Genomic DNA, 24,691 nt, shown 5'->3' on the forward strand with positions numbered 1-24,691 from the left:
GTTCCAATTCTTAGAATTGAAACAATATAACATGCCTGTTGAGAATGTCTTTTATTCGCGTGCTTAGCGCGAAGAAAATTTTATTCTTCTTTTTCTTTCACCGGCGCCGGTGGCGGACGCAGGCCGATTTCAGCGGTGAGCTTGAGCTCTTTGCCGTTGCGCATCACCTGAATCGTCACTTTGTCAGTCGGTTTGATCCGCGCGACCTGGTTCATCGAACGACGGCCATCACCGGCTGGCTCGCCATCGATGCTCAGAATCACATCGCCCAATTGCAGGCCGGCCTTCTGTGCCGGGCCATCGCGGAAGATCCCCGCGACGACAATCCCCGGACGCCCGGACAAACCGAACGACTCGGCCAGTTCCTGGGTCAGCGGTTGCACTTCAATGCCCAGCCAGCCACGAATCACCTGACCGTGCTCAATGATCGACTTCATCACCTCCATCGCCAGTTTCACCGGGATCGCAAAGCCAATGCCCTGCGAACCGCCGGACTTGGAGAAAATCGCCGTGTTGATGCCGGTGAGGTTGCCGTTGGCATCGACCAGCGCGCCGCCGGAGTTACCCGGGTTGATCGCCGCGTCAGTCTGGATGAAGTCTTCGTAGTTGTTCAGGCCCAGCTGATTACGCCCGGTGGCGCTGATGATGCCCATGGTCACGGTCTGGCCAACGCCGAACGGGTTGCCGATGGCCAGCGCGACGTCGCCGATACGAATGTTGTCCGAGCGGCCGACGGTGATCGCCGGCAGGGTTTTCAGATCGATCTTCAACACCGCGAGGTCGGTTTCCGGATCGCTGCCGATGACGCGGGCGAGGGTTTCGCGGCCATCCTTCAGCGCCACGACGATTTGGTCGGCACCGCTGGTCACGTGGTTGTTGGTGAGAATGTAGCCTTCCGGGCTCATGATCACGCCGGAACCGAGGCTCGATTCCATGCGTTTCTGCTTCGGCGAGTTATCACCGAAGAAACGGCGGAACTGCGGATCTTCAAACAGTGGATGCGCCGGTTTGTTGATGACTTTGGTGGTGTAGAGGTTGACCACTGATGGCGCGGCGATGGTCACCGCGTCCGCATAGGACACCGGCCCCTGCTGCACGCTGGTGGTTTGCGGGGCCTGTTGCAGGTTGACGTCGAGGCTCGGCAGCCCGACCCACTGCGGGTAACGCTGAATAATCAACAGAGCGATAAGCACACCGGCCAACAACGGCCAGCCCATAAAACGCAGCGCCTTGAACATTAAGCACGTCCTGGAAGAGTTGCAGGCGGGGTCAGACCGCCCATAATGTCGCGCATTATACGAGGCCGCGCGTGCCTCTGAACGGGATATTTAGGAGTCTTTCATGGCCGTTGCCCTCAGCACCCTCGTCGAAGAAGCCGACCGTTACCTCGGCAGTGCGAAAATTGCCGATTATTGCCCGAACGGATTGCAGGTCGAGGGCCGTCCTCAGGTGATGCGTATCGTCAGTGGCGTCACGGCCAGCCAGGCGTTGCTGGACGCTGCCGTCGAGGCCGGGGCCGATCTGGTGCTGGTGCATCACGGTTATTTCTGGAAGGGCGAGAACCCTTGCGTCACTGGCATGAAGCAGCGTCGACTGAAGACGTTGCTCAAGCACGATATCAGTCTGCTCGCTTACCACTTGCCGCTGGATTTGCATCCCGATGTCGGCAATAACGTGCAACTGGCGCGTCAACTGGACATCACTGTGGAAGGCCCGCTGGACCCGGACAATCTCAAAATCGTTGGTCTGGTCGGGTCTTTGAAAGAACCGCTGACCGCTCGCGATTTCGCCCGCAAGGTGCAAGAAGTGATGGGGCGAGAACCGTTGCTGATTGAAGGCAATCCGATGATTCGCCGGGTTGGCTGGTGCACCGGCGGTGGTCAGGGCTATATCGATCAGGCCGTCGCGGCGGGCGTCGATCTGTATCTCAGCGGTGAAGCCTCCGAGCAGACCTTCCACAGCGCCCGCGAAAACGACATCAGCTTCATCGCCGCCGGCCACCACGCGACCGAGCGCTACGGCGTGCAAGCACTGGGCGACTACCTGGCGAAACGCTTTGCCGTCGAACATATCTTCATCGACTGCCCCAACCCGATCTGACGAACGCCACTCACCTGTGTAGGAGCTGCCGAAGGCTGCGATCCTTTGATCTTGTTTTTTAAAAGACCAGATCAAAGGATCGCAGCCTTCGGCAGCTCCTACAGGACCGTCATCGCCCAAACGAGTGGGCATATTCATATGCCCTTTCGATCTAGTTGGCGTCCTGATTAGAATAGGTCGCTGTGCTAGGATTCCCCGCTCGAACACGGCCCGCTGGCCGTTCATAAGAAAGTTTTCGTGAGTAGCCATGGTCGACAAACTGACGCATCTGAAACAGCTGGAGGCGGAAAGCATCCACATCATCCGCGAGGTGGCCGCCGAGTTCGATAACCCGGTGATGCTGTACTCCATCGGTAAAGACTCCGCCGTGATGCTGCACCTGGCACGCAAGGCGTTCTTCCCGGGCAAACTGCCGTTTCCGGTGATGCACGTCGACACCCGCTGGAAATTCCAGGAAATGTACAAGTTCCGCGACAAGATGGTCGAAGAACTGGGCCTGGACCTGATCACCCACATCAACCCCGATGGCGTGGCGCAGAACATCAACCCGTTCACCCACGGCAGCGCCAAGCACACCGACATCATGAAAACCGAAGGCCTGAAGCAGGCACTCGACAAGCATGGTTTCGACGCAGCGTTCGGCGGCGCCCGTCGCGATGAAGAGAAATCCCGTGCCAAAGAGCGCGTGTACTCGTTCCGCGACAGCAAGCACCGCTGGGACCCGAAAAACCAGCGTCCAGAACTGTGGAACGTCTACAACGGCAAGGTCAACAAGGGCGAATCCATTCGCGTATTCCCTTTGTCAAACTGGACCGAACTGGACATCTGGCAGTACATCTACCTCGAAGGCATCCCGATTGTGCCGTTGTACTTCGCCGCCGAACGCGAAGTGATCGAGAAGAACGGCACGCTGATCATGATCGACGACGAGCGCATCCTTGAGCACCTGTCCGACGAAGACAAAGCGCGCATCGTCAAAAAGAAAGTGCGTTTCCGCACCCTTGGCTGCTACCCGTTGACGGGGGCCGTGGAGTCCGAGGCCGAAAGCCTGACGGACATCATCCAGGAAATGCTCCTGACGCGAACTTCCGAGCGCCAGGGCCGAGTCATCGACCACGATGGCGCAGGCTCGATGGAAGATAAAAAACGTCAAGGCTATTTCTAAGGGGCTGTCATGTCGCATGTTTCTGATTTGATCAGCGAGGACATCCTCGCCTACCTGGGCCAGCACGAACGTAAGGAACTGCTGCGCTTTTTGACCTGCGGTAACGTCGATGACGGCAAGAGCACCCTGATCGGGCGCCTGCTGCACGACTCGAAGATGATCTATGAAGATCACCTCGAAGCGATCACCCGCGACTCGAAGAAAGTCGGCACCACCGGTGATGACATCGACCTGGCGTTGCTGGTCGACGGCTTGCAGGCCGAACGGGAGCAGGGCATCACCATCGATGTCGCCTACCGCTATTTCTCCACCGCCAAGCGCAAATTCATCATCGCTGACACGCCCGGCCATGAGCAGTACACCCGCAACATGGCCACCGGTGCCTCCACCTGTGACCTGGCGATCATTCTGGTCGACGCGCGTTACGGCGTGCAGACCCAGACCCGTCGCCACAGCTTCATCGCCTCCCTGTTGGGGATCAAACACATCGTCGTCGCCATCAACAAGATGGACTTGAAGGGCTTCGATGAAGGTGTGTTCGAGTCGATCAAGGCTGACTACCTGAAGTTCGCCGAAGGCTTGAAGATGAAGCCGACCAGCATGCACTTCGTGCCGATGTCTGCCCTAAAAGGCGACAACGTGGTGAACAAGTCCGAGCGCTCGCCTTGGTACAAAGGCCAGTCGTTGATGGAAATCCTCGAGACCGTGGAGGTCGCGGGCGATCGCAACTTCACCGATCTGCGTTTCCCGGTGCAGTACGTCAACCGTCCGAACCTGAACTTCCGTGGTTTCGCCGGCACGCTGGCCAGCGGCATCGTGCACAAGGGTGACGAAGTCGTGGTGCTGCCGTCGGGCAAAAGCAGCCGGGTGAAATCCATCGTCACTTTCGAAGGTGAGCTGGAACACGCCGGTCCAGGTCAGGCCGTAACGCTGACCATGGAAGACGAAATCGACATCTCCCGTGGTGACCTGCTGGTGCATGCCGACAACGTGCCGCCGGTCACCGACAGCTTCGAAGCGATGCTGGTGTGGATGGCTGAAGAGCCGATGCTGCCGGGCAAGAAATACGACATCAAACGCGCCACCAGTTACGTGCCGGGCTCGATTGCCAGCATCGTTAACAAGGTCGACGTGAACACGTTGGAAGAAGGCCCGGCGAGCGCGTTGCAGCTCAACGAAATCGGCAAGGTGAAGATTGCACTTGATGCGCCAATCGCCCTCGACGGTTACGAAAGCAATCGCACCACCGGCGCGTTCATCATCATCGACCGCTTGACCAACGGCACCGTTGGCGCCGGCATGATCGTCGCGCAGCCAGTGACGCATGGCACTGCCACGCACCACGGCAAACTGGCGCACGTGGCGACTGAAGAGCGTGCTCAGCGCTTCGGCCAGCAACCGGCGACCGTGCTGTTCAGCGGCCTGTCGGGCGCGGGCAAAAGTACACTGGCTTATGCGGTCGAGCGCAAGCTGTTCGACATGGGGCGTGCGGTGTTTGTGCTGGATGGCCAGAACTTGCGTCAGGACCTGAACAAAGGCCTGCCACAGGATCGCGCCGGTCGCACCGAGAATTGGCGTCGTGCCGCGCACGTCGCGCGTCAGTTCAACGAAGCAGGTCTGCTGACCCTGGCCTCGTTCGTCGCGCCAAGCGCTGAAGGGCGTGAGCAGGCGAAGGATCTGATCGGCAAGGATCGTCTGCTGACGGTCTACGTTCAGGCCTCGCCGGCCGTGTGCGCCGAGCGTGATCCGCAAGGTCTGTATGCCGCCGCTGGCGACAACATCCCGGGCGAATCCTTCCCGTACGATGTGCCGCTGAATGCCGATCTGGTGATCGACACGCAGACGCTGAGTCTGGAAGAAAGCGTCAAGCAAGTGCTGGATCTGCTGCGTCAGCGTGGCGCGATTTAAGCATTAGCTGCCAAATAAAAAGCCCGCCGATGAGTGATCATCGGCGGGCTTTTTTATTGGGGCCAACTCGGTCAATTGTAGGAGTGAGCCTGCTCGCGATAGCGGTGTGTCATTCAACATTGTTGGTGGCTGATCCACCGCTATCGCGAGCAGGCTCACTCCTACAGGGGGTTAGTGTTTGGCTGGATACTCGCGGTGCATCTGTTCGAGCAGCGCATCCTTGTCCAGCCACAGCTGGTTGATCCAGCCCTGAAACTGCAAACGATACTCGCCGTCCTGATCGTAGTTCTTGCCAATGAATTGCTGCGGAATCTTCAGCTCTTCAAAATGCACCACCACATCGCGCACATTACCGCAGAGCAAATCCCAGAACCCCGGACGCCCGGCCGGGTAGTGGATCGTCACGTTGACGATCGACTCCAGTTGCTCGCCCATCGCATCCAGAACAAACGCAATCCCGCCAGCCTTGGGCTTGAGCAGATATTTGAACGGCGATTGCTGCTGCGCATGTTTGCCTTCGGTAAACCGCGTGCCCTCGACGAAGTTGAAAATCCCCACCGGGTTATTACGAAACTTCGCGCAGGTTTTGCGCGTGGTTTCGAGGTCTTTGCCTTTCTTCTCCGGGTGCTTGGCGAGGTACGCCTTGGAGTAACGCTTCATGAACGGAAAGCCCAGCGCCCACCAGGCCAGACCGATTATCGGGACCCAGATCAGCTCCTGCTTGAGGAAGAATTTCAGCGGCTGAATCCGGCGGTTAAGCACGTATTGCAGCACCAGAATATCAACCCAGCTCTGGTGGTTGCTGGTGATCAGGTACGAGTGCTTGTAGTCGAGCCCTTGCAGACCGCTGATGTGCCAGCGCGTGCGCCGAACCAGGTTCATCCAGCCCTTGTTGTTGCTGATCCACGCTTCATGGGTGTGGCTCATCAGCCACAGTGAGGCACGCCGGGCGAGGTCGAACGGCAGCGCTTTGATCAGCGCCACGCAGAACAGGAACGAGCACAGCAGGATGGTGTTGAGGGCCAACAGCAGCGAGGCGATCACGCCGCGCACGGGTGCAGGTAGAAAATCCAGCATTTACACATCCATAGGTCGGTTGGCGGCTTGAATCGCGGTGAGGGCGATGGTGTAGACGATGTCATCGACTTGCGCGCCGCGCGGCAAGTCATTGACCGGTTTGCGCAGGCCTTGCAGCATCGGCCCGAGGCTGACGCAATCGGCGCTGCGCTGCACGGCTTTGTGCGTGGTGTTGCCGGTGTTCAGATCCGGGAACACAAACACGGTGGCACGACCGGCGACCTGACTGTTTGGCGCCAGTTGCCGGGCGACGTCTGCGTTGGCAGCGGCGTCGTATTGCAACGGGCCGTCGATCAGCAGCGAATGCTGTTGTTCGTGGGCGAGGAGGGTGGCCTCGCGGACTTTTTCGACTTCTTCACCGGTGGCAGATTCGCCGCTGGAATAACTGATCATCGCTACGCGCGGAGTGATACCGAACGCGGCGGCCGAGTCGGCGCTTTGCAGCGCGATTTCGGCAAGTTCGGTGGCACTCGGATGCGGGTTCATCACGCAGTCGCCATAGACCAGCACTTCTTCCGGGAACAGCATGAAGAACACCGACGACACCAGCGTACAGCCCGGCGCGGTCTTGATCAGTTGCAGGGCTGGACGGATAGTGTTGGCGGTGGTGTTGATCACACCCGAGACCAACCCGTCGACTTCATCCAGCGCAAGCATCATGGTGCCGATCACCACGGTGTCTTCCAGTTGCTGCTCGGCCATCGGTGCATTGAGGCTTTTGGTCTTGCGCAGGGCGACCATCGGCTCCACGTAGCGCTCGCGGATCAGATCCGGATCAAGAATCTCCAGGCCCGGCGGCAACACGATGCCTTGGGCGCGAGCGACCGCTTCGACGTCTTCCGGTTTGGCCAGCAATACGCAACGGGCGATCCCGCGTTCCTGACAGATCGCCGCCGCTTGCACAGTGAACGGTTCGCTGCCTTCGGGCAGGACGATGCGCTTGTTGGCGGCTTGGGCGCGCTGAATCAATTGATAGCGGAACACCGCCGGCGACAGGCGCATCTCCCGTGGCGTGCCGCAGCGCTGGTGCAGCCACTTGGCATCGAGATGGCTGGCGACGAAATCGGTGATGATCTCCGCTCGCTCGCGGTCATCGATGGGGATTTCCTTGTTCAGACCGTTCAGCAGGTTGGCGGTGTCGTAAGAGCCTGTGCTCACCGACAACACTGGCAAACCGGCCTGTAAGGCGCCCCGGCACAGATCCATGATGCGCGGATCGGGCAGCGTGTCGCTGGTCAGCAACAGACCGGCCAGCGGCACGCCGTTGATCGCGGCGAGGCTGACGGCGAGGATGATGTCGTCGCGATCACCCGGCGTCACCACCAGCACGCCGGGTTTGAGCAGCTCGACGGTGTTGCGCATGGTCCGTGCGCAAATGATGATTTTGGTCATGCGCCGGGTTTCGTAGTCACCGGCATTGAGCACTTGCGCGCCCATCAGGTCGGCGACGTCGCGGGTGCGTGGTGCGTTGAGTTCGGGTTGGAACGGGATGCAACCGAGCAAGCGGAAATCACCGCTGCGCAGCAACGGCGAATGCTCTTTCAGACGCGTGGCGAAGGCGTCCATGCTCTCGTCGGTCTTGACCTTGTTGAGGATCACGCCGAGGACTTTCGGGTCTTTCGGCCCGCCGAACAATTGCGCCTGCAACTCGACGCGGCCAGACAGCTCGGCGAGCACTTCGTTTTCCGGCGCCGAGACCAGAATCACCTCGGCATCGAGGCTCTTGGCCAGGTGCAGGTTGACCCGCGCGGCGTAGCTGGCGCTGCGAGTCGGCACCATGCCTTCGACAACCAGCACGTCTTTGCCGATGGCGGCTTGCTGATAGAGGGCGATGATTTCTTCGAGCAGCTCATCGAGCTGACCGTCGCCGAGCATCCGCTCGACGTGGGCCAGACCCAACGGTTGTGGCGGTTTCAAGCCGTGAGTGCGCGACACCAGTTCGGTGGAACGCTCAGGGCCGGTGTCGCCCGGATGCGGCTGCGCGATCGGCTTGAAGAAGCCGACTTTCAGCCCGGCGCGCTCAAGCGTGCGTACCAGCCCGAGGCTGATGGAGGTCAGACCCACGCCAAAATCGGTGGGGGCGATAAAAAAAGTTTGCATGCGAATTCTCTAAAGTTGCATGGCAATGGCGATCATCTATCTCTGACAATCTGCCGAAATTCAGTCGCCAAGGTTAGCGCTAACCGAGCCTTGTGCGCACCAACCGCAGGCAAAGGGTTGGCCTATTTTTTCAATACGTTGCGCTGGGTCCAGCACCCAGGCGCGCGATTGCCATGGCGGCTGGTGGCGCAGGTGCTGGGTGTGACCACAGGAAAGCTCGGCCACCCAATGGCCTTCCTCGTCTTGATGGAAGCCTGCGATCGTCGAAACCCGTTTGTCCGGGTTGTGTTCGCTTTCGCGCGTTTGCTTCGCTAAACTTGGCCTTTCTATATTCTTCTGCAAAAGGTCTCGCCCCATGCTGATCGCCGCCAATAAGGCTGTCTCCATCGACTATACCCTGACCAACGACGCTGGTGAGGTCATCGACAGCTCCGCCGGCGGCGCTCCGCTGGTCTACCTGCAAGGCGCAGGCAACATCATCCCGGGCCTGGAAAAAGCTCTGGAAGGCAAAGCTGTTGGTGACGAGCTGGAAGTTTCCGTTGAGCCGGAAGACGCTTACGGCGAATACGCCGCTGAGCTGGTCAGCACCCTGAGCCGCAGCATGTTCGAAGGCGTTGACGAGCTGGAAGTCGGCATGCAGTTCCACGCTTCGGCGCCGGACGGCCAAATGCAAATCGTCACCATCCGTGACCTCGACGGCGACGACGTGACAGTCGACGGCAACCACCCACTGGCCGGTCAGCGCCTGAACTTCAAAGTGAAGATCGTTGATATCCGTGAAGCCAGCCAGGAAGAAATCGCTCATGGTCACGTCCATGGCGAAGGTGGCCATCACCACTGATTTTCTGCGCTAAGCTTCGAGTACTGGAGAGGCGCCTGCGGGCGCCTTTTTAGTCCGCGGCTGTCCTTGGTGGCCTCGCCAAGTGGCTGTTTCGAGTAGAACATCGGAATCCTGGAGTTCGTCATGAGTGCTTTTCACGACCTTAAGTTGACAGCCCTGGATGGTCAGGAGCTACCGCTGGCGCCGTTCAAGGGCCAAGTCGTGCTGGTGGTCAACGTCGCCTCCAAGTGCGGCTTGACCACACAGTACGCGGCGCTGGAAATCCTCCATCAGCAATTCAAAGGCAAAGGCTTCAGTGTGCTGGGCCTGCCGTGCAACCAGTTTGCCGGCCAGGAACCTGGCTCTGAAAAGGAAATTCAGGAGTTCTGCAGCCTTAACTATGGTGTGACGTTTCCGTTGTCGAGCAAGCTCGAAGTCAACGGCCACGAACGGCATCAGCTCTACCGCTTGCTGGCGGGCGAGGGCGCGGAGTTTCCCGGTGACATCACCTGGAATTTCGAGAAATTCCTGCTCGGCAAGGATGGTCGGGTGCTGGCGCGGTTCTCGCCGCGCACGGCGCCGGATGATCCGAGCATTGTTCATGCGATTGAAAAAGCGCTGAGCTGAAACAGCAAGATCAAAAGATCGCAGCCTTCGGCAGCTCCTACAGGTGACCTCAAAACCCCATGTAGGAGCTGCCGAAGGCTGCGATCTTTTGCTTTGCGTCTTTTAATCCTTAATCACCCAAATCAATAGTGCTGTTCAAAGGGTTCGCGCCTCCATATTATCGCCGTCATAAAGCCTTCTCTGTGGAGCCCTTCGATGCCCGTTCAAGCCTTGTTCAAACCGTTCCACCTCGGTGCCCTCGAACTGCCGACCCGTGTGGTCATGGCGCCAATGACCCGTTCGTTTTCCCCGGGTGGCGTGCCGAATTCGAAAGTCATCGAGTACTACCGCCGTCGCGCAGCAGCCGGGGTTGGCCTGATCATCACCGAAGGCACCACCGTCGGTCACGTTGCCTCCAACGGTTACCCGAACGTGCCGCAATTCTTTGGTGAAGCACCGTTGGCCGGCTGGAAGAAAGTCGTCGACGCTGTTCACGCTGAAGGCGGCAAGATCGTTCCGCAACTCTGGCATGTCGGCAGCGTGCGCCGCATCGGCACCGAGCCGGACGCCAGCGTGCCGGCTTACGGCCCGTCGGAAAAACTCAAGGACGGTCAGGTCGTGGTGCACGGCATGACCCAACAGGACATCAAGGATGTAATCGCCGCATTCGCCCAAGCCGCCAAGGATGCACAAAGCATCGGCATGGACGGCGTGGAAATCCACGGCGCGCACGGTTACCTGATCGACCAGTTCTTCTGGGAAGGCAGCAACCAGCGCACCGATGAATACGGCGGCAGCCTGGCCAACCGTTCGCGCTTTGCCATCGAACTGATTCAAGCAGTACGTGCAGCGGTCGGTGAAGGCTTCCCGATCATCTTCCGTTTCTCGCAGTGGAAACAGCAGGATTACACCGCTCGTCTGGTGCAAACCCCAGAAGCGCTGGGCGAATTCCTCAAGCCGTTGTCCGACGCTGGCGTGGATATTTTCCATTGCTCGACGCGGCGTTTCTGGGAGCCTGAGTTTGACGGCTCCGAGCTGAACCTCGCGGGCTGGACGCGCAAACTCACCGGCAAGCCGACCATCACCGTCGGCAGCGTGGGTCTCGATGGCGAGTTCCTGCAGTTCATGGTCAACACCGACAAGGTCGCGCAACCGGCCAGTCTGGAGAACCTGCTGGAGCGCCTGAACAAGGAGGAATTCGATCTGGTGGCGGTGGGCCGTGCACTGCTGGTCGATCCGGACTGGGCACAGAAAGTCCGCGAAGGGCGTGAGCAGGATATCTTGCCGTTCAGCCGTGAGGCGTTGATGACGCTGGTTTAATCAGCGGTTGTACTGACGCCATCGCGAGCAGGCTCACTCCTACAATTGGAATGCATTCCACCTGTAGGAGTGAGCCTGCTCGCGATAGCGGTCTCCAAGTCGTCTGGATTCAAGGCAATGTCTGCGCATTCGGCACCACTTGCTCACCCACACAAGCCCCGCGCAAATGCTTTTCAAACTGCTCGATAACCGCCGGCCAGCCCTGGCGACTCGCATGCTGCCGTGCATTCAAACGCACGCAACGCAACGTCTCATCCTCCTCCAGCAACCACGCCGCCGCCTCGCAGAACGCCTGCTCATCACCCGGCATCGCCAGCACGCCGTTGTAGCCGTGGCGAATATGCTGCGCCGCTGCAGCTTGATCGTAAGCCACCACACCCAGCCCCGAGGCAAGCGCTTCCAGCACCACGTTGCCGAAGGTTTCCGTCAGGCTCGGAAACAGAAACAGATCCCCGGACGCATAGTGCGCCGCCAACGCTTCACCGCGCTGCGCACCGCAGAAAACCGCCCCGGGCAAATCCTTTTCCAGCGCCAGCCGTTGCGGCCCGTCGCCGACCACGATCAGTTTCAGATTACGCTGTGGATAAGTGTCACGCAGATTTTCGAAGCAGCGTTTGAGCAGGCCAAGGTTCTTCTCCGGCGCGAGTCGTCCTACGTGAATAACCGCAATGTCCTGCTCGGACACGCCCCACTGCTCACGCAAGGCATTCAGCCGTTTGCTCGGATGAAACAACTGGCTGTCGACACCGCGGGACAACAGCGCCAATCGTTCGAAATGCCGCCGCTCCAGTTCCAGGCGCTGGCTGACACTGGGCACCAACGTCAGCGCCGAGCGATTGTGAAACCAGCGCAGATAATGCGTGAGCATCCGCGTCAGCAGACCGAGGCCGTACTGACTGGTGTATTGCTGAAAGTTGGTGTGAAACCCGCTGACCACCGAAATGCCCAGACGCCGCGCCGCACGCAGGGCTGATAACCCGAGCGGTCCTTCCGTGGCGATATACAGCACATCGGGACGCTGATGCTTCCAGCGCCGCAGCAGTTTGTGCATCGACGACTGACCCCATTGCAGCCCCGGGTACCCCGGCAGCGGCCAGCCCCGACACAACAGCAACGCGTCATCTTCGCTGCGCTGCGGATCGCCGGCCTGACGCGGGCGTACCAGTTCAACCTGATGCCCACGCGCGCGCAGTCCATCGCACAAGCGGCCAAGCGTATTGGCCACGCCGTTGATTTCCGGTGGGAAGGTTTCGCTGATCAGGGTGATATGTAGAGCTGTCGTCATGGCCTCAGTGTCGGCTGAGGCCATGTCGTGCTTGTGACGTTCGGATGATGGATTTGTGACGCGCGGTTGGTCAGCGCTTAGCGCTGCGTTACCAGGTTCTCGGCCCCACGCTCACGCACCCAGAACAACGTCGCCCCGGCCACCGCCGCCGGCATCATCAGGATGTTGACCACCGGAATCAGCAGCACCAGATAGACGATTGCGCCAAAACTCATGCTCTGCCAGCGCTTCTCGCGCAGCCAGGCGAGCATTTCGTTCCAGCCCAGTTTGTGGTTGTCCGCCGGGTAGTCGATGTACTGGATCGCCATCATCCACACGCCGAACAACAACCACAGCGGTGCGGCAATGATGTTCACCACAGGGATGAACGAGAGGATGAACAGGCCGATGGCGCGCGGCAGGAAGTAGCCCAGTTTGCGCATTTCCCGGGCGAGGGTGCGCGGGACCATGGCGATCAGTTCGCCCCAGCTGAACGCCGGGAAGTCATCAGTGCCACGCACCACCACTTCGACTTTTTCCGCGAGAAAACCGTTGAACGGCGCGGCGATCACGTTGGCGAGCATGGTGAAGGTGAAGAACACCATCAACGCCACCAGCACGACGAATAAGGGCCAGAGGATGTAGCTGAGGAAACTCAGCCATTCGGGCAGCGACGGCATCAGCGTATCGACCCACAGGCTGAACTGGTGGCCGGCCAGATAGATCAATCCGACGAACAGCACCAGGTTGATCGCCAGCGGCAGCAATACGAACAGGCGCAGGCCGGGGCTGAGGACCAGTTTCAGGCCTTCGCGCAGGTATTGCGGGCCGGACAGAACGGGGGCGGGCATAAGGTGCTCCGAGCAAGGGAAATCGCGCCGACCTTACCGGCTTTGCCACGGCGGCGAAAGCGCGGCAGAGCGATCGACATTCACTGTAACAAAGACGTCCATCTCGTCAGTGTGTCGGCATAGAGACCACCTATGAGCTGGATTGTTAAACCGTATTTCCTTAATCTTGCCCCCCTCGATACGCTGCACCCAACTTTTTACAGGACTGTCGAGCTCAAGCCTTCCCCAAGGTTATCCACAGTCCTTTTTTATTCCCGCCGGCAGTCCGGCGATCCGGGCCTGTTTTTCGGCCCGGTCAACAGGAGCAGGTCATGTCTGAAGTCCGTCATTCGCGAGTGATTATTCTCGGTTCCGGCCCTGCCGGTTACAGCGCAGCGGTATACGCGGCCCGTGCCAACCTCAAGCCACTGCTGATCACCGGCATGCAGGCTGGCGGTCAACTGACCACCACCACCGAAGTCGACAACTGGCCGGGCGATGTCCATGGTCTGACCGGCCCTGCACTGATGGAGCGCATGCGCGAGCACGCCGAGCGCTTTGAAACCGAGATCGTGTTCGATCACATCAACGCTGTGGATTTCGCTGCCAAGCCTTACACCCTGACCGGCGACAGCGCGACTTACACCTGCGACGCCCTGATCATCGCCACCGGCGCCAGCGCGCGTTATCTGGGCCTGCCGTCGGAAGAAACGTTCATGGGCAAAGGCGTTTCGGCCTGCGCGACCTGTGACGGTTTCTTTTACCGCAACAAGCCTGTTGCAGTGGTCGGCGGCGGCAACACCGCGGTTGAAGAAGCACTGTACCTGGCCAACATCGCCAGCACCGTGACCCTGATCCACCGTCGCGAAACCTTCCGCGCCGAGAAGATCCTGATCGACAAGCTCAACGCTCGTGTGGCCGAAGGCAAGATCATCCTTAAGTTGAACGCCAACCTCGACGAAGTCCTGGGCGACAACATGGGCGTGACCGGCGCGCGTCTGAAGAACAACGACGGCAGCTTCGACGAAATCACCGTCGACGGCGTGTTCATCGCTATCGGCCACACCCCGAACACTTCGCTGTTCGAAGGCCAACTGACCCTGAAAGACGGTTACCTGGTGGTGCACGGCGGCCGTGAAGGCAATGCCACTGCGACCAGCGTTGAAGGTATCTTCGCCGCCGGTGACGTGGCTGACCACGTTTACCGTCAGGCCATCACCTCGGCCGGCGCCGGCTGCATGGCGGCACTGGACACCGAACGTTACCTGGACGGTCTGCAGAACGCTTCGTTCTAAGATCGCAGGCATAAAAAAACCGGCTTCGGCCGGTTTTTTTGTGCCCGTTATTCCTGCTCCAACGCAATTCATTGTAGGAGTGAGCCTGCTCGCGATAGCGGTGTACTGGTCAACATATGAGTCGACTGATACACCGCTATCGCGAGCAGGCTCACTCCTACAGGGGGGGCGTTGCAGCTGGGATCAGCGGCGGGTCAGGGGTTGGGCGGTGAATTTGACGCCGGCCAGACCGTGCTGGATCAACGCACGGATGTTGCCGTGATCGCTGCCCTCTGGCGTTGCGACCACCGAGCGGTAATGCTCACCAAACGCCAACAGCGCTTCTTCATCGCTCAGACCTTCCAGCAGCGCCAGACCCAAGGTCTTGCACGAACCTTCGTTCTGCCCGGCGGCGTTTTCCACGCCACCGTTGCTGAAAGCCTGCGGCTGGTAGTCGTAACCGGCGGCGATGAAGGCCAGGGTGTCGGCGAAAGCGTGGTCGCCGCTGTTGAGGCTGGCGCGCAGGGTGTTCAGGTCACTCATGGGTTTTTCCTTTGGCGAACGCGGCTTGTTGCTCGGCGTTGGCTTCTTGCTGAAATTGGGCTTTCCACTCGGCGTACGGCATGCCGTAAATCACCTCGCGGGCGTCATCGAGGCTGACCTCGATCTGGCGCTCGTCGGCTTCGGCCTTGTACCACTTCGACAGGCAGTTGCGGCAGAACCCGGCGAGGTTCATCAGGTCGATGTTCTGTACGTCCTTGCGGCTGTCCAGGTGGGCGACCAGCCGGCGGAAAGCGGCGGCTTCGAGTTCGAGGCGTTGTTGATCAGTCATGGGGGTCTCTGCGAGACAGCTTTGAGCGGCAAGCTTCAAGCTGCAAGATTGGATCGGGGTCGGCCGTTAGCTTACCGCTTGCAGCTCGAAGCTTGAAGCTCAGCGGCTAGCCGCGAGCGTGATCGACACCGACTCGGCAAACCTCAGCGCATGTGGCTTGTCGACTTCGACTTCGGCGTACAGTACCGAACCGTTGCTCATCACCAGATCGAGCAATTCCTGCGTCAGGCGTTCTAGCAGGGCAAAGCGGTTGCCTTCGACGTGGGCGATGATCGCTTTGGTGATCGTGCGGTAGTTCAGTGCGTGATCAATGTCGTTGTCACGCACCGCTTCCTGCGCGGCGTACAGAATGGTCAGGTTGATCAGCACATCCTGCTTGTTGAGGATTTCGTCCTCGTTGATCCCGATAAAGGTGCGCAAGCGCAGATCCTTGACCCGGATGCGCGCCATTCCCGGCTGAAGTTGTGGCATTTACTTGCTCCGTCCAATCAATTGCAGGAACTCCTGGCGGGTGTTACTCGACTCGCGGAACGCGCCGAGCATGACCGAGGTGTTCATGGTCGAATTCTGTTTTTCGACACCGCGCATCATCATGCACATGTGTCTGGCCTCGATGACGACGGCGACGCCGGCAGCATCGGTGACCTGTTGCACCGCATCGGCAATTTGCCGGGTGAGGTTTTCCTGAATCTGCAGGCGCCGCGCGAACATGTCCACCAGTCGCGCGATTTTCGACAGGCCCAGTACCTTGCCTGTCGGAATATAAGCCACATGGGCCTTGCCGATGAAGGGCAACAGGTGATGTTCGCACAATGAGTACAGTTCGATGTCGGCGACGATGATCATCTCGTCGCTGTCCGAGGCAAACAGCGCGCCATTGACGATCTCGTCGACGCTTTGCTCATAGCCGTGACACAGGTATTGCATGGCCTTGGCTGCACGCACTGGCGTATCGAGCAATCCTTCACGGTCGGGATTTTCACCGAGACCGATAAGGATTTCGCGGTAATTTTCGGGCAGTGAGCGGGTCATGGACTTCCTCGCAGGCAGGCGTTATTTGACGTGCCTTCCGCCGTTGACGGTCAGGGTTGTCCCGGTGACATAAGGATTTTCGAGCAGGTAGCGCAGGCTCTGATAGATCACTTCGCTGCCCGGTTCGATGCCCAGCGCGGATTTGGCCAGGGCCTTGGCGCGGTAGGCTGCGTCGTCGTCGGCATTGAACAATAGCAGGGCCGGGGCGATGCCGTTGACCTTGATTGCCGGCGCATAGCGTGCTGCGAAGGACAGGGTCAGGCTGTCGAGTCCGGCCTTGGTCGCGCAATAGCCGATGTGCTTGCTGCTGCCTTTGCGGGTGACATCGTCGCTGATGTGGATGATGTCGGCGGGTGTCGAGCGCTTTAGCAACTCACCGCAGTGCAGGTTGATCAGGTACGGCGCGAGCATGTGCAGATTGAACATGCGCGTGAAGGCTTCGGCCTCGCTGTCCGGGGTTTCGGCCAGCCATTCGGAGGCGTTGTGCACGATGGCGCGCAGGCTTTCGCTGTGGTTTTTCAGTGTTTCGATGAAGGCGAGAATCCCGGCTTCGCTGGAGAAATCGGCGAACAGGCCGATGGCGCCCAGATCGCGCAGTGTCTGCACGCCGGGGCGTTCGCTGCGGTAGGTGAAGATGACGCGATAGCCTTCTTCGAGTAACCGCTGCGCGCAATGCAGACCGACACGCTGGCCGGCACCGGTGATGAGGATCGGGGCTGCGGAATTTGGCATGAACGGCTCGCATCGCGGTGGGAGCAAAAACTATAACAGCGACGAGCCTGAAAAGATCGCAGCCTGCGGCAGCTCCTACCCCGGTCTGTATTCAGTCCTGTAGGAGCTGTCGAGTGCAACGAGGCTGCGATCTTTAATGTTTTTGAGGTGTCGCCGAAACAGGCAGGCGCACCGGCGTGCTGTTCAGCCAGTTCGCCAGCAGGCGCGTCGACAGCGGAATAAAGAAGTAAACCATCAACGGTGTCAGGCACGCCGTGCTGATCAACACACGCGGCAACAAACTCATGTCAGCGAGCAACGGGCCGAGGACAAAGTTGAACAGCAGCGACACCGGAAAGAACGCCAGCCAGATCGCGACAGCCTGCTTCCAGCGCGGTGGACGCTGACCGGCCGCGCCGAACCAGCCTTCGATACCGCTGACCCGATGCTCTTTCGGATGGGCGAAGAGATCGCTGCCACGGCTCAGCCACGCGGTGCGCGATGCCGAGTATTCCCACGCATGCAGCGTCTGTTCATCGACGAAACGGAAAATGATTTGAAACTCGTTATCACCGGGCGGCGGAGCGAGCACGCCAGAGCCGAGGTAACCGGGGAAGTCAGTGGCCAGTTGTTCGCCTTCGCGCAGCCAGGCGATCAAATCCTGATAACGGCCGTCGGCGACGCGACGGGCAACCATCAGCGTGACGGGGGAAGTAGACATTTTGTATCTCCGTATTTCGAGTGCGTCACTCCGGGTAGGAATTTCGCCTGACGCAGGGCCGGGGTAGAGGCCTGCGTTTTTCAACAAGCAAGGATTATTCCGGTTTTTCACGATTAAACCAGCGACTTTCGTCGCATTTCATCACTTGAACCCCATCGGGGCATAAGCGTTAGAATGGGATCCAATTGAACCGACATGGAAGTTGAACGCCATATGCCTGTCATCACGGACGCAAACCCCGCTACGCAGGCCTCTGTTGCGCTCGAACGCGCTGATCTGTTCCCGATCCGTGAGGTCGCACGTCTGACAGGCGTCAACCCGGTGACCTTGCGCGCCTGGGAGCGACGCTATGGTTTGATTCAGCCGACACGCACTGAAAGTGGACATCGACTCTATTCGATGACCGATATCGAGCGCGTGCGCAGCATCGTCGACTGGATTGATCGCGGTGTTGCCGTGAGCAAGGTCGGCAAGATCCTCGCCAAGACCGAACCGATGAAAGTGCTCGCGCACATCATCCCGGATGATCTGGTGCAGGCCGATTACCTGCAATGGCAGGAGCAGATCCAGCAGGCGGTCAGTGCGTTCGACGACCAGCAACTGGATCGCGTCTATGGGCAGATATTTTCTTCTTACGCGTTGCCGGTGGTGTTTCAGGACATCCTCATGCCGTTGTGGCTGCAATTGTTGCAGCGCCAAGAGGCTTTCGGGCAAACCAGCGAGTGGCTGTTCTTCGATGGATTCCTGCGCGCGCGCGTATTGCAGCGGATTGTCATGCTGCGCGGCACGCAACCGCGCCGGGTGGTCGTCAGTGCGCTGGCCGGGCAGTGTCGGGAGCTGGAATTGCTGGTGGCGGCGTTGTTTCTCAGCGACAGCAATGCCGGTGTTCGGGTGCTGACGACAGGTCAGCCGTTCGATGAGCTGACGCTGGTGTGCGAAAAGATCAAACCTGATGCGCTCGTGCTGTTTTCCAATCACGCGCCCAGCGCCGAATTACCTCGGCGTCTGAACCGGCTGGCGTTAAGCCTCGATTGTCAGTTGATGCTGGCGGGCGATGCTTCAGATCTGGCGCAGGACAGCCTGGCTGGCTCCTCTGTTGCCTGTCTGGGCAATGAAGGGGCGAACATGCGTCAGCGCATGTTGCAGTTTCTCGCCGGCAATCTGGATACCTGAAACTCAGGTGTGAAGGGCAGGATGCGTCAGGCGATGTTGCTGCAGGATGAACTGGCGCAGGCGTTCGGTTTCGTCGGTGTCGGTCTGGCTCAGTTCGTAGGCGTAGAAACCACTTTCGGTTTCCCGTTCGAAATTGCCGCGCAATGAAATCCGCTCGTAACCCGATGGGCTGAACCACAGAGCAAAATGCTTGGGCGGTTTGGTCTTGTTGCGCACTTCCAGTAGCACACCTTTGTGCGAAACCTCGTGGACCCACAACGTGCCCGGCTGACCTTTGGCGTTTTCCAGGGCTACTGGCTCTTCGAGCGTCAACCGCCATGGCCGCACCATCGGGCCGTCTTCATAAATGCTTGGTACGCCAAGGCGCAGATGCAGCGCGTGAAACTCGTCCTCCACCAGATGCAACGGGAATGTCATTTGCTGATTTTCGAAGTTGGCCTGAATGGTCACTTGCTCGTGAGCGGCCAGGCGTGTGAGCAAATCACGGATCTGCGAACCGCCGTTAACCAGCAGACTCGACGTCGCATCCCGCACGTTCAGTTGCGGGTTGTGCTGCATGGTCTGGATGAAATCCAGCTCATCCTGAGTGAGGAGGGCGTCGCGCTGCATGGCTAACTCGAAAGATATAGATACAAAGTCATTGGTGATTGTAGTTAATGACAATTAGTTCGCTGTTTTGTTTTAACCGTTTGTCGCTTTCAACAACGCCAGTTCCGCTTCAAGGGCCGCGACCTTTGCTTCCAACAGCGCCACGCGCTGCTGGGCCTTGACCTGAACAGTCACGTCCTTCTGCACACCCACAAAATAAGTCAGCCCGTCATCGGCGTTTTTTACCGTTGAAAGCGACAGTTCATTCCAGAACGGCGTGCCATCCTTGCGGTAGTTGCGCAGGATTTCCCGGCACGATCCGTTGTTGCGCAATACATTGCGAATCAGCTCCAGGCTCTCCTGGTCACGGTCTCCGGCCTGCAGAAAGCGGCAATCCTGGTAGAGGATCTCTTCGCTGGTGTAGCCGGTCAGTCGTTCAAAAGCCGGGTTCACATAAATCAGGATATTGTCCTGCTCACCTTCCTTCTCTGCGACCACGATCCCGTCGTTCGACGCATTGATCACCATTTGCAGCAGGCTGGCGTTGATCATCTTTGAATTCTTTCAGAGTTGTCAGTGGCTCGCATTCTAGAAGAACCGCAGGCGCTGTCTACTGGCCATTACCGTCAATTGAGATCCAGTCGCAGCATTGCGTTTGAGGCTGTTACTATCGCCGCTCTTTTTTTCCAGTTTCAGGATCAGATTGATGAAAGTCGCCATCCTCTCCGGTTCGGTCTACGGCACCGCCGAAGAAGTCGCCCGTCACGCCGAGAACCTGTTGAAAGCCGCTGGCTTTGAAACCTTTTACAATTCGCGCGCCAGCCTGGCAGACATTCAAGCGTTCGGCCCTGAGGCGTTTCTCGCAGTGACGTCGACCACCGGCATGGGTGAATTGCCCGACAACCTGATGCCGCTGTATTCGGCGATTCGCGACCAGTTGCCGGCGGCGTGGCGTGGCTTGCCGGGCGCAGTGATTGCCTTGGGCGACGCCAGTTACGGCGACACCTTCTGCGGCGGTGGCGAGCAAATGCGTGAACTGTTCAGCGAACTGGGCGTGCGCGAAGTGCAGGACATGCTGCGCATCGACGCCAGTGAAAGTGTCACTCCGGAAACCGACGCCGAACCGTGGCTGGCGCAGTTGGTCGACACGCTCAAGGGCTGATCGCCCGCTCGCGCAGCAAGCTTAGCCATGCCTGTGCGGCTTTTGACAGATAGGCGCCGCGACGCCAGATGAAAGCGATATCCCAGCGCAGATAATCCGGCGCGCGCAAGGCCAGGCGTACCACGCCTGGCCGCACCAGCCCGCGTGCGACCACGCTGGGCAACAGCACCACGCCTTGCCCGGCGGCCACCAACGCCGCGAGAAAATCCGCCTGACCGCTGCGTCCGCCTTCCTTCGGCGTGAAACCCAATTGCTGGCATGCCTGCAGCAAGCGGTCGTTGAGCACGAAACTGCGCTGATAGAGCAGAAACGGCGTCTCGGCCAATTCCTCCAGACCAATCTCGCCGCGATCGGCCAGCGGATGATCCACTGGCAGCAGGGCGTCAAGTTGCTCATCGCAAAATGGCTGACAGTCGAACTGTGGATTCTTGGGCAACAGACTGCCGCCCAATTCCAGTTCCCCGCTCAGCACAGCCTGCTCGATATTGCGGCTACCGCCCTCGAGCAACTGGATGCTGATATTCGGATAGCGCCGCCGGTATTCAGCAAACAGTTTGGCGAATAGCGCGTCGCTGCCGAGTAATGGCAGGCCGAGGCGCAGCTCTCCACGTGCCATATGACTGAGGTCGTCCAGCTCCGCGAGCAGTTCGTTGCGCAAACGCAGCATGCCCTCGGCCCGTTGCAGTACCACGCTGCCCGCGGCGGTCAGACGCAATTGCGAGCCGAGCCGTTCGAGCAAGGGGGTGCCGAGACTCTGCTCCAGTTGCGCGATCTGTTTGCTGACGGCTGACTGGCTGATGTGCAGGGTTTTCGCTGCTTGGGTGAAACCGCCCTGATGCATGACTTCGACAAAACTGCGCAGCTGTTTGAATTCCATGGCCTGATTCCATTATGGAATGAGTTTGAGTCTAACAATTCGCTTCGGGGATGGCAGGTCACTTCGTAAAATAGGCTTCTGTAAGGAGCCAACCTCATGAACGCCGCCCGCTTCAAACAACTTTCCCGTCTCTTCGTAGAACTCGCCGTGTTACTCGGTCTCTACCTGCTCGGCTGCCAACTCGCCGCATGGCTAGCCTGGCCGATTCCCGGCGGCGTGATCGGCATGGCGCTGTTGCTGCTGGCGTTTGCCTTTGGCTGGGTCAAACCGGCAGCCCTGCAATTGGGCGCAGGATTGCTGATGGCCGAGATGCTGTTGTTCTTTATCCCGGCGTTGATGAGTCTGCTCGATTACGGCGCGTTGCTGCGCAATGACGGCTGGCGGATTTTGCTGGTGATCGCCGCCAGCACCTTGATGGTGATGCTGGTCACTGCGTTCACCGTGGAACTGGCCGTACGCGTGAGGCGCTCCCATGAAGATTGAATGGATGCCGATGTTCTGGCTCGCCTTCACCTTGCTGGCGTACCTGTTCAGCCGCTGGATTTATCGGCGCACCGGTCGCTACGTATTGTCTCCACTGATTCTGGTGCCGGCCTTGCTGCTGGCGCTCGCCGTGCCGCTGCACACTGCGTATGCCGAGTATTCGAGCAACACCCACTGGCTGATGCTGGTGCTGGGCCCGGTGACCGTCGCGTTCGCCGTGCCGATCTGGCAGCAACGCCGATTGTTGACGCGGCACTGGTCGGCATTGATGCTGGGCATGGTTGCCGGCAGTGCGGCTTCAATTGGTACTTCATTCGGATTGGCCAAGGCGTTGGCGCTGGACAGTTCGGTGACGATGTCGCTGGTGCCGCGCTCGATCACCACACCGTTCGCTATGCCGCTGGCACAGAACCTGGGTGGCGTGCCGGAACTGACGGCGGTCTTTGTAATGTTCACCGGCGTGTTCGGTGCGATGCTCGGCGGCGTGCTCTTGAAGTGGTTGCCGTTGCGCAGTGCCTTGGCGCGCGGTGCGCTGTTCGGGGTTGGCGCGCACGGTGCTGGCGTCAGCCGCGCCCATGAAGTAGGGGGCGAAGAAGGCTCTGTCGCCGGGCTGGTGATGGTATTGACCGGTCTGCTCAATCTGTTTGCCGCGCCTTTGTTGGCGTCGTGGCTTTGACATGGATCCAAGGAGTTTGCCTGGCTGACCCGCTCAGTCATCAAGCTGGCTGGCAATGCAACTACGCAATGCTCTGCGCCTGACTAGACTGCTGACACGTGCAGAACAATAAGAACGCAGAGGTGCATACAGTGAGCGTAGCCCCCGTCCAATCGTCCATTAATGTCAAAGATCAGGTCAGTGCTGCGGAATGGCAGACCCGAGTCGATCTCGCCGCTTGTTATCGTCTGGTTGCACTGCATGGCTGGGACGATCTGATCTTCACGCATATTTCCGCCAAGGTGCCGGGTACCGAAGACTTCCTGATTAACCCGTTCGGTCTGATGTTCCATGAGATCACCGCATCAAGCCTGGTGAAAGTCGATCAGGCCGGCAACAAACTCATGGACAGCCCTTACGAAATCAACCCCGCCGGCTACACCATCCACAGCGCTGTGCACGAAGTGCGGCACGACGTGGTTTGCGTGCTGCATACCCACACCGCTTCCGGTGTCGCGGTGTCGGCGCAAAAGCAGGGCGTGTTGCCGATCAGCCAGCAGTCGCTGTTTGTGCTGTCCAGCCTGGCTTATCACGCCTATGAAGGTGTGGCGCTGAACCACGAAGAGAAAGCGCGCTTGCAGGCCGACCTCGGCGAGAACAATTTCCTGATGCTGCACAACCACGGTCTGCTGACCTGTGGCGGCACCATCGCCGACACTTTTCTGATGATGTTCACCTTCCAGCGCGCCTGCGACATTCAGGTCATGGCGCAAACCGGTGGCGCTGAACTCATCGCCATCGAACCGCAAATCCTGGCAGGCGCCAAAGCGATGATCGCCGGTGTCACCAAAAGTGCTCAAGGCATGGGTGGCGCGCTGGCCTGGCCAGCGTTGCTGCGCAAACTCGATAAACAAGACCCCGGATATAAACTCTAATGCCTCTTGCCGAGATTCCTCTGTGTGTCTGGCGTAAACGCAGCCAGACGTTTGTCTTTCGTGGCCAGCCGATTCGCTACTGGACGGCGGGGCAGGGTGAGCCGCTGTTGCTGATCCACGGCTTCCCGACCGCCAGTTGGGACTGGCATTACCTGTGGCAGCCACTGGCCGCGCGTTATCGGGTGATCGCCTGTGACATGCTCGGGTTTGGCGATTCGGCCAAGCCGATCAATCACACCTACAGCCTGCTGGAGCAGGCTGACCTGCAACAGGCCTTGCTCGCGCATTTGCAGGTCGAACAACCGGTGCATGTGCTGGCGCACGATTACGGTGACAGCGTTGCGCAAGAATTGCTGGCCCGGCATTACGAGGATCGCCTCGAAATCGCCAGTTGCGTGTTCCTCAACGGTGGCCTGTTTCCGGAAACCCATCGTCCGGTGCTGATGCAAAAACTGCTGCTGAGTCCACTGGGCTGGATGATCGGTCGCGCGTTTACCCGCGATGCCCTGGTGAAAAGTTTTCGGCAGATCTTTGGGCCAAACACCCGGCCGACAGAGAGCGAACTGGATGATTTCTGGAGCCTGGTCGATACCAATCGTGGGCCACGGATCATGCACAAACTGATCAGCTACATTCCGGAGCGTCGGGTGCAGCGTGATCGTTGGGTTGCGGCGATGCAGCACGGTGAGATCCCGTTGCGGGTGATTGATGGCGAAGTCGACCCGATCTCTGGTGCACACATGGTGCAGCGTTATTGCGAGTTGATTCCTGATGCCGACGCTGTGCTGCTGCCGGGCATTGGTCACTATCCACAGACCGAAGCGCCGGTGCAGGTGCTCAAGCACTATTTGGAGTTTCGCGAACGTCAGGTGTTGCCGCCGCGCAAAGTTGCCTGCTCCTGAAGATCAAAAGATCGCAGCCTGCGGCAGCTCCTACACCGATCCCCTGGAGCTGCCGCAGGCTGCGATCTTTTGATCTTCACTATCCCCCAACCTTATTGCACACCATTCAGCCTCCGCCGTATTCATTGTGACCAAAAGCTGTGTGCCTGACACTCT

The 24,691-nt window shown here is 59.2% G+C and carries 28 protein-coding genes; 13 read left to right on the top strand and 15 right to left on the bottom strand.

The window, feature by feature from the left end; all coding sequences use genetic code 11:
- Positions 1–80: 80 nt before the first annotated feature.
- The gene (algW, locus tag PspR84_RS04935; protein WP_064387994.1) at positions 81–1,238 is read right to left on the bottom strand and encodes a Do family serine endopeptidase AlgW; all 1,158 of its coding nucleotides are present in this window, start codon (positions 1,236–1,238) and stop codon (positions 81–83) included.
- A 103-nt stretch (positions 1,239–1,341) separates the two neighbouring features.
- Here algW and PspR84_RS04940 point away from each other — a divergent pair, with 103 nt between their 5' ends.
- The 3 genes from PspR84_RS04940 to cysN all read left to right on the top strand — a co-directional run bounded on the left by PspR84_RS04940 (position 1,342) and on the right by cysN (position 5,173).
- Positions 1,342–2,100 carry a Nif3-like dinuclear metal center hexameric protein gene (locus PspR84_RS04940; protein ID WP_077571140.1) on the top strand — a complete coding sequence of 253 codons (759 nt, stop codon included), beginning with the start codon at positions 1,342–1,344 and terminating at the stop codon, positions 2,098–2,100.
- Positions 2,101–2,347: 247 nt separating this feature from the next.
- The gene (cysD, locus tag PspR84_RS04945) at positions 2,348–3,265 is read left to right on the top strand and encodes a sulfate adenylyltransferase subunit CysD (protein WP_007912374.1); all 918 of its coding nucleotides are present in this window, start codon (positions 2,348–2,350) and stop codon (positions 3,263–3,265) included.
- A 9-nt stretch (positions 3,266–3,274) separates the two neighbouring features.
- Positions 3,275–5,173 (top strand): sulfate adenylyltransferase subunit CysN, encoded by a 1,899-nt coding sequence (cysN, locus tag PspR84_RS04950; RefSeq protein ID WP_160055889.1) that lies wholly within the window; start codon positions 3,275–3,277, stop codon positions 5,171–5,173.
- Between the two features lie 171 nt (positions 5,174–5,344).
- On the opposite strand, the gene PspR84_RS04955 is transcribed toward cysN, so the two are convergent.
- The 3 genes from PspR84_RS04955 to PspR84_RS04965 are packed head-to-tail and all read right to left on the bottom strand — an operon-like array spanning position 5,345 to position 8,737.
- Positions 5,345–6,250, bottom strand: coding sequence for an acyltransferase (locus PspR84_RS04955; RefSeq protein ID WP_160055891.1), 906 nt, complete (start codon positions 6,248–6,250; stop codon positions 5,345–5,347).
- The gene (gene pta, locus PspR84_RS04960) at positions 6,251–8,350 is read right to left on the bottom strand and encodes a phosphate acetyltransferase (RefSeq protein WP_160055893.1); all 2,100 of its coding nucleotides are present in this window, start codon (positions 8,348–8,350) and stop codon (positions 6,251–6,253) included. It abuts the gene before it with no gap.
- 60 nt (positions 8,351–8,410) lie between these two features.
- The gene (locus PspR84_RS04965; protein ID WP_077571443.1) at positions 8,411–8,737 is read right to left on the bottom strand and encodes a DUF3565 domain-containing protein; all 327 of its coding nucleotides are present in this window, start codon (positions 8,735–8,737) and stop codon (positions 8,411–8,413) included.
- Here PspR84_RS04965 and PspR84_RS04970 point away from each other — a divergent pair.
- From PspR84_RS04970 to PspR84_RS04980, 3 genes are all read left to right on the top strand, one after another.
- On the top strand, positions 8,706–9,191 hold the full coding sequence (locus PspR84_RS04970; protein ID WP_160055895.1) for a peptidylprolyl isomerase: 486 nt from the start codon (positions 8,706–8,708) through the stop codon (positions 9,189–9,191). The genes PspR84_RS04965 and PspR84_RS04970 overlap by 32 nt on opposite strands.
- A gap of 123 nt (positions 9,192–9,314) precedes the next feature.
- The gene (locus PspR84_RS04975) at positions 9,315–9,797 is read left to right on the top strand and encodes a glutathione peroxidase (protein WP_160055897.1); all 483 of its coding nucleotides are present in this window, start codon (positions 9,315–9,317) and stop codon (positions 9,795–9,797) included.
- 195 nt (positions 9,798–9,992) lie between these two features.
- The gene (locus PspR84_RS04980; RefSeq protein ID WP_160055899.1) at positions 9,993–11,096 is read left to right on the top strand and encodes an NADH:flavin oxidoreductase; all 1,104 of its coding nucleotides are present in this window, start codon (positions 9,993–9,995) and stop codon (positions 11,094–11,096) included.
- A gap of 109 nt (positions 11,097–11,205) precedes the next feature.
- Here PspR84_RS04980 and PspR84_RS04985 read toward each other — a convergent pair whose 3' ends face one another.
- Positions 11,206–12,405, bottom strand: coding sequence for a glycosyltransferase family 1 protein (locus tag PspR84_RS04985; RefSeq protein ID WP_160055901.1), 1,200 nt, complete (start codon positions 12,403–12,405; stop codon positions 11,206–11,208).
- 53 nt (positions 12,406–12,458) lie between these two features.
- The gene (gene cysZ, locus PspR84_RS04990; RefSeq protein ID WP_160055903.1) at positions 12,459–13,211 is read right to left on the bottom strand and encodes a sulfate transporter CysZ; all 753 of its coding nucleotides are present in this window, start codon (positions 13,209–13,211) and stop codon (positions 12,459–12,461) included.
- Between the two features lie 311 nt (positions 13,212–13,522).
- Here cysZ and trxB point away from each other — a divergent pair, with 311 nt between their 5' ends.
- Positions 13,523–14,485, top strand: a complete 963-nt coding sequence (trxB, locus tag PspR84_RS04995) for a thioredoxin-disulfide reductase (RefSeq protein WP_160055905.1) — start codon at positions 13,523–13,525, stop codon at positions 14,483–14,485.
- A 183-nt stretch (positions 14,486–14,668) separates the two neighbouring features.
- Here the strand turns inward: trxB and PspR84_RS05000 are convergent, their stop codons facing one another.
- The 6 genes from PspR84_RS05000 to PspR84_RS05025 form a co-directional block, all read right to left on the bottom strand.
- Positions 14,669–15,007 (bottom strand): HopJ type III effector protein, encoded by a 339-nt coding sequence (locus PspR84_RS05000; RefSeq protein ID WP_160055907.1) that lies wholly within the window; start codon positions 15,005–15,007, stop codon positions 14,669–14,671.
- Complete coding sequence (locus PspR84_RS05005; protein WP_160055909.1) at positions 15,000–15,296, bottom strand: DUF1244 domain-containing protein; 297 nt, start codon at positions 15,294–15,296, stop codon at positions 15,000–15,002. Before PspR84_RS05005 ends, PspR84_RS05000 begins: the two co-directional genes overlap by 8 nt.
- A gap of 99 nt (positions 15,297–15,395) precedes the next feature.
- On the bottom strand, positions 15,396–15,767 hold the full coding sequence (folX, locus tag PspR84_RS05010; RefSeq protein WP_007914273.1) for a dihydroneopterin triphosphate 2'-epimerase: 372 nt from the start codon (positions 15,765–15,767) through the stop codon (positions 15,396–15,398).
- Positions 15,768–16,328 carry a GTP cyclohydrolase I FolE gene (gene folE / locus PspR84_RS05015; protein ID WP_160055911.1) on the bottom strand — a complete coding sequence of 187 codons (561 nt, stop codon included), beginning with the start codon at positions 16,326–16,328 and terminating at the stop codon, positions 15,768–15,770.
- A 21-nt stretch (positions 16,329–16,349) separates the two neighbouring features.
- The gene (folM, locus tag PspR84_RS05020; protein WP_160055913.1) at positions 16,350–17,060 is read right to left on the bottom strand and encodes a dihydromonapterin reductase; all 711 of its coding nucleotides are present in this window, start codon (positions 17,058–17,060) and stop codon (positions 16,350–16,352) included.
- 133 nt (positions 17,061–17,193) lie between these two features.
- Complete coding sequence (locus PspR84_RS05025) at positions 17,194–17,760, bottom strand: antibiotic biosynthesis monooxygenase (protein ID WP_160055915.1); 567 nt, start codon at positions 17,758–17,760, stop codon at positions 17,194–17,196.
- Between the two features lie 213 nt (positions 17,761–17,973).
- Here PspR84_RS05025 and PspR84_RS05030 point away from each other — a divergent pair, with 213 nt between their 5' ends.
- The gene (locus PspR84_RS05030; RefSeq protein WP_160055917.1) at positions 17,974–18,933 is read left to right on the top strand and encodes a MerR family transcriptional regulator; all 960 of its coding nucleotides are present in this window, start codon (positions 17,974–17,976) and stop codon (positions 18,931–18,933) included.
- A 3-nt stretch (positions 18,934–18,936) separates the two neighbouring features.
- Here the strand turns inward: PspR84_RS05030 and PspR84_RS05035 are convergent, their stop codons facing one another.
- Together PspR84_RS05035 and PspR84_RS05040 are read right to left on the bottom strand one after the other, a co-directional pair.
- On the bottom strand, positions 18,937–19,542 hold the full coding sequence (locus PspR84_RS05035) for a hypothetical protein (protein ID WP_016987019.1): 606 nt from the start codon (positions 19,540–19,542) through the stop codon (positions 18,937–18,939).
- 72 nt (positions 19,543–19,614) lie between these two features.
- Entirely contained in the window at positions 19,615–20,073 is a 459-nt protein-coding gene (locus PspR84_RS05040; protein WP_160055919.1) for a PAS domain-containing protein, read from the bottom strand.
- Between the two features lie 154 nt (positions 20,074–20,227).
- Here PspR84_RS05040 and PspR84_RS05045 point away from each other — a divergent pair, with 154 nt between their 5' ends.
- The gene (locus PspR84_RS05045) at positions 20,228–20,683 is read left to right on the top strand and encodes a flavodoxin (protein WP_160055921.1); all 456 of its coding nucleotides are present in this window, start codon (positions 20,228–20,230) and stop codon (positions 20,681–20,683) included.
- Here the strand turns inward: PspR84_RS05045 and PspR84_RS05050 are convergent.
- Positions 20,673–21,560, bottom strand: coding sequence for a LysR family transcriptional regulator (locus PspR84_RS05050; protein WP_160055923.1), 888 nt, complete (start codon positions 21,558–21,560; stop codon positions 20,673–20,675). The genes PspR84_RS05045 and PspR84_RS05050 overlap by 11 nt on opposite strands.
- 96 nt (positions 21,561–21,656) lie before the next feature.
- On the opposite strand from PspR84_RS05050, the gene PspR84_RS05055 reads away from it, so the two are divergent.
- The 4 genes from PspR84_RS05055 to PspR84_RS05070 all read left to right on the top strand — a co-directional run bounded on the left by PspR84_RS05055 (position 21,657) and on the right by PspR84_RS05070 (position 24,535).
- Positions 21,657–22,043 carry a CidA/LrgA family protein gene (locus tag PspR84_RS05055; protein ID WP_160055925.1) on the top strand — a complete coding sequence of 129 codons (387 nt, stop codon included), beginning with the start codon at positions 21,657–21,659 and terminating at the stop codon, positions 22,041–22,043.
- Positions 22,033–22,719, top strand: coding sequence for an LrgB family protein (locus PspR84_RS05060; RefSeq protein WP_160055927.1), 687 nt, complete (start codon positions 22,033–22,035; stop codon positions 22,717–22,719). The genes PspR84_RS05055 and PspR84_RS05060 overlap by 11 nt, the downstream gene beginning before the upstream one ends.
- A gap of 131 nt (positions 22,720–22,850) precedes the next feature.
- Entirely contained in the window at positions 22,851–23,633 is a 783-nt protein-coding gene (locus PspR84_RS05065) for a class II aldolase/adducin family protein (RefSeq protein ID WP_160055929.1), read from the top strand.
- Entirely contained in the window at positions 23,633–24,535 is a 903-nt protein-coding gene (locus PspR84_RS05070) for an alpha/beta hydrolase (protein WP_160055931.1), read from the top strand. The genes PspR84_RS05065 and PspR84_RS05070 overlap by 1 nt, the downstream gene beginning before the upstream one ends.
- Positions 24,536–24,691 lie beyond the last annotated feature (156 nt).

This window comes from Pseudomonas sp. R84 (assembly GCF_009834515.1).
GTDB lineage: Bacteria > Pseudomonadota > Gammaproteobacteria > Pseudomonadales > Pseudomonadaceae > Aquipseudomonas.

Bases quoted from the DNA above. Each gene is read 5' to 3' on its own strand.
- algW (WP_064387994.1), bottom strand. From the start codon at position 1,238: ATGTTCAAGGCGCTGCGTTTTATGGGCTGGCCGTTGTTGGCCGGTGTG.
- PspR84_RS04940 (WP_077571140.1), top strand. From the start codon at position 1,342: ATGGCCGTTGCCCTCAGCACCCTCGTCGAAGAAGCCGACCGTTACCTC.
- cysD (WP_007912374.1), top strand. From the start codon at position 2,348: ATGGTCGACAAACTGACGCATCTGAAACAGCTGGAGGCGGAAAGCATC.
- cysN (WP_160055889.1), top strand. From the start codon at position 3,275: ATGTCGCATGTTTCTGATTTGATCAGCGAGGACATCCTCGCCTACCTG.
- PspR84_RS04955 (WP_160055891.1), bottom strand. From the start codon at position 6,250: ATGCTGGATTTTCTACCTGCACCCGTGCGCGGCGTGATCGCCTCGCTG.
- pta (WP_160055893.1), bottom strand. From the start codon at position 8,350: ATGCAAACTTTTTTTATCGCCCCCACCGATTTTGGCGTGGGTCTGACC.
- PspR84_RS04970 (WP_160055895.1), top strand. From the start codon at position 8,706: ATGCTGATCGCCGCCAATAAGGCTGTCTCCATCGACTATACCCTGACC.
- PspR84_RS04965 (WP_077571443.1), bottom strand. From the start codon at position 8,737: ATGGAGACAGCCTTATTGGCGGCGATCAGCATGGGGCGAGACCTTTTG.
- PspR84_RS04975 (WP_160055897.1), top strand. From the start codon at position 9,315: ATGAGTGCTTTTCACGACCTTAAGTTGACAGCCCTGGATGGTCAGGAG.
- PspR84_RS04980 (WP_160055899.1), top strand. From the start codon at position 9,993: ATGCCCGTTCAAGCCTTGTTCAAACCGTTCCACCTCGGTGCCCTCGAA.
- PspR84_RS04985 (WP_160055901.1), bottom strand. From the start codon at position 12,405: ATGGCCTCAGCCGACACTGAGGCCATGACGACAGCTCTACATATCACC.
- cysZ (WP_160055903.1), bottom strand. From the start codon at position 13,211: ATGCCCGCCCCCGTTCTGTCCGGCCCGCAATACCTGCGCGAAGGCCTG.
- trxB (WP_160055905.1), top strand. From the start codon at position 13,523: ATGTCTGAAGTCCGTCATTCGCGAGTGATTATTCTCGGTTCCGGCCCT.
- PspR84_RS05000 (WP_160055907.1), bottom strand. From the start codon at position 15,007: ATGAGTGACCTGAACACCCTGCGCGCCAGCCTCAACAGCGGCGACCAC.
- PspR84_RS05005 (WP_160055909.1), bottom strand. From the start codon at position 15,296: ATGACTGATCAACAACGCCTCGAACTCGAAGCCGCCGCTTTCCGCCGG.
- folX (WP_007914273.1), bottom strand. From the start codon at position 15,767: ATGCCACAACTTCAGCCGGGAATGGCGCGCATCCGGGTCAAGGATCTG.
- folE (WP_160055911.1), bottom strand. From the start codon at position 16,328: ATGACCCGCTCACTGCCCGAAAATTACCGCGAAATCCTTATCGGTCTC.
- folM (WP_160055913.1), bottom strand. From the start codon at position 17,060: ATGCCAAATTCCGCAGCCCCGATCCTCATCACCGGTGCCGGCCAGCGT.
- PspR84_RS05025 (WP_160055915.1), bottom strand. From the start codon at position 17,760: ATGTCTACTTCCCCCGTCACGCTGATGGTTGCCCGTCGCGTCGCCGAC.
- PspR84_RS05030 (WP_160055917.1), top strand. From the start codon at position 17,974: ATGCCTGTCATCACGGACGCAAACCCCGCTACGCAGGCCTCTGTTGCG.
- PspR84_RS05035 (WP_016987019.1), bottom strand. From the start codon at position 19,542: ATGCAGCGCGACGCCCTCCTCACTCAGGATGAGCTGGATTTCATCCAG.
- PspR84_RS05040 (WP_160055919.1), bottom strand. From the start codon at position 20,073: ATGATCAACGCCAGCCTGCTGCAAATGGTGATCAATGCGTCGAACGAC.
- PspR84_RS05045 (WP_160055921.1), top strand. From the start codon at position 20,228: ATGAAAGTCGCCATCCTCTCCGGTTCGGTCTACGGCACCGCCGAAGAA.
- PspR84_RS05050 (WP_160055923.1), bottom strand. From the start codon at position 21,560: ATGGAATTCAAACAGCTGCGCAGTTTTGTCGAAGTCATGCATCAGGGC.
- PspR84_RS05055 (WP_160055925.1), top strand. From the start codon at position 21,657: ATGAACGCCGCCCGCTTCAAACAACTTTCCCGTCTCTTCGTAGAACTC.
- PspR84_RS05060 (WP_160055927.1), top strand. From the start codon at position 22,033: ATGAAGATTGAATGGATGCCGATGTTCTGGCTCGCCTTCACCTTGCTG.
- PspR84_RS05070 (WP_160055931.1), top strand. From the start codon at position 23,633: ATGCCTCTTGCCGAGATTCCTCTGTGTGTCTGGCGTAAACGCAGCCAG.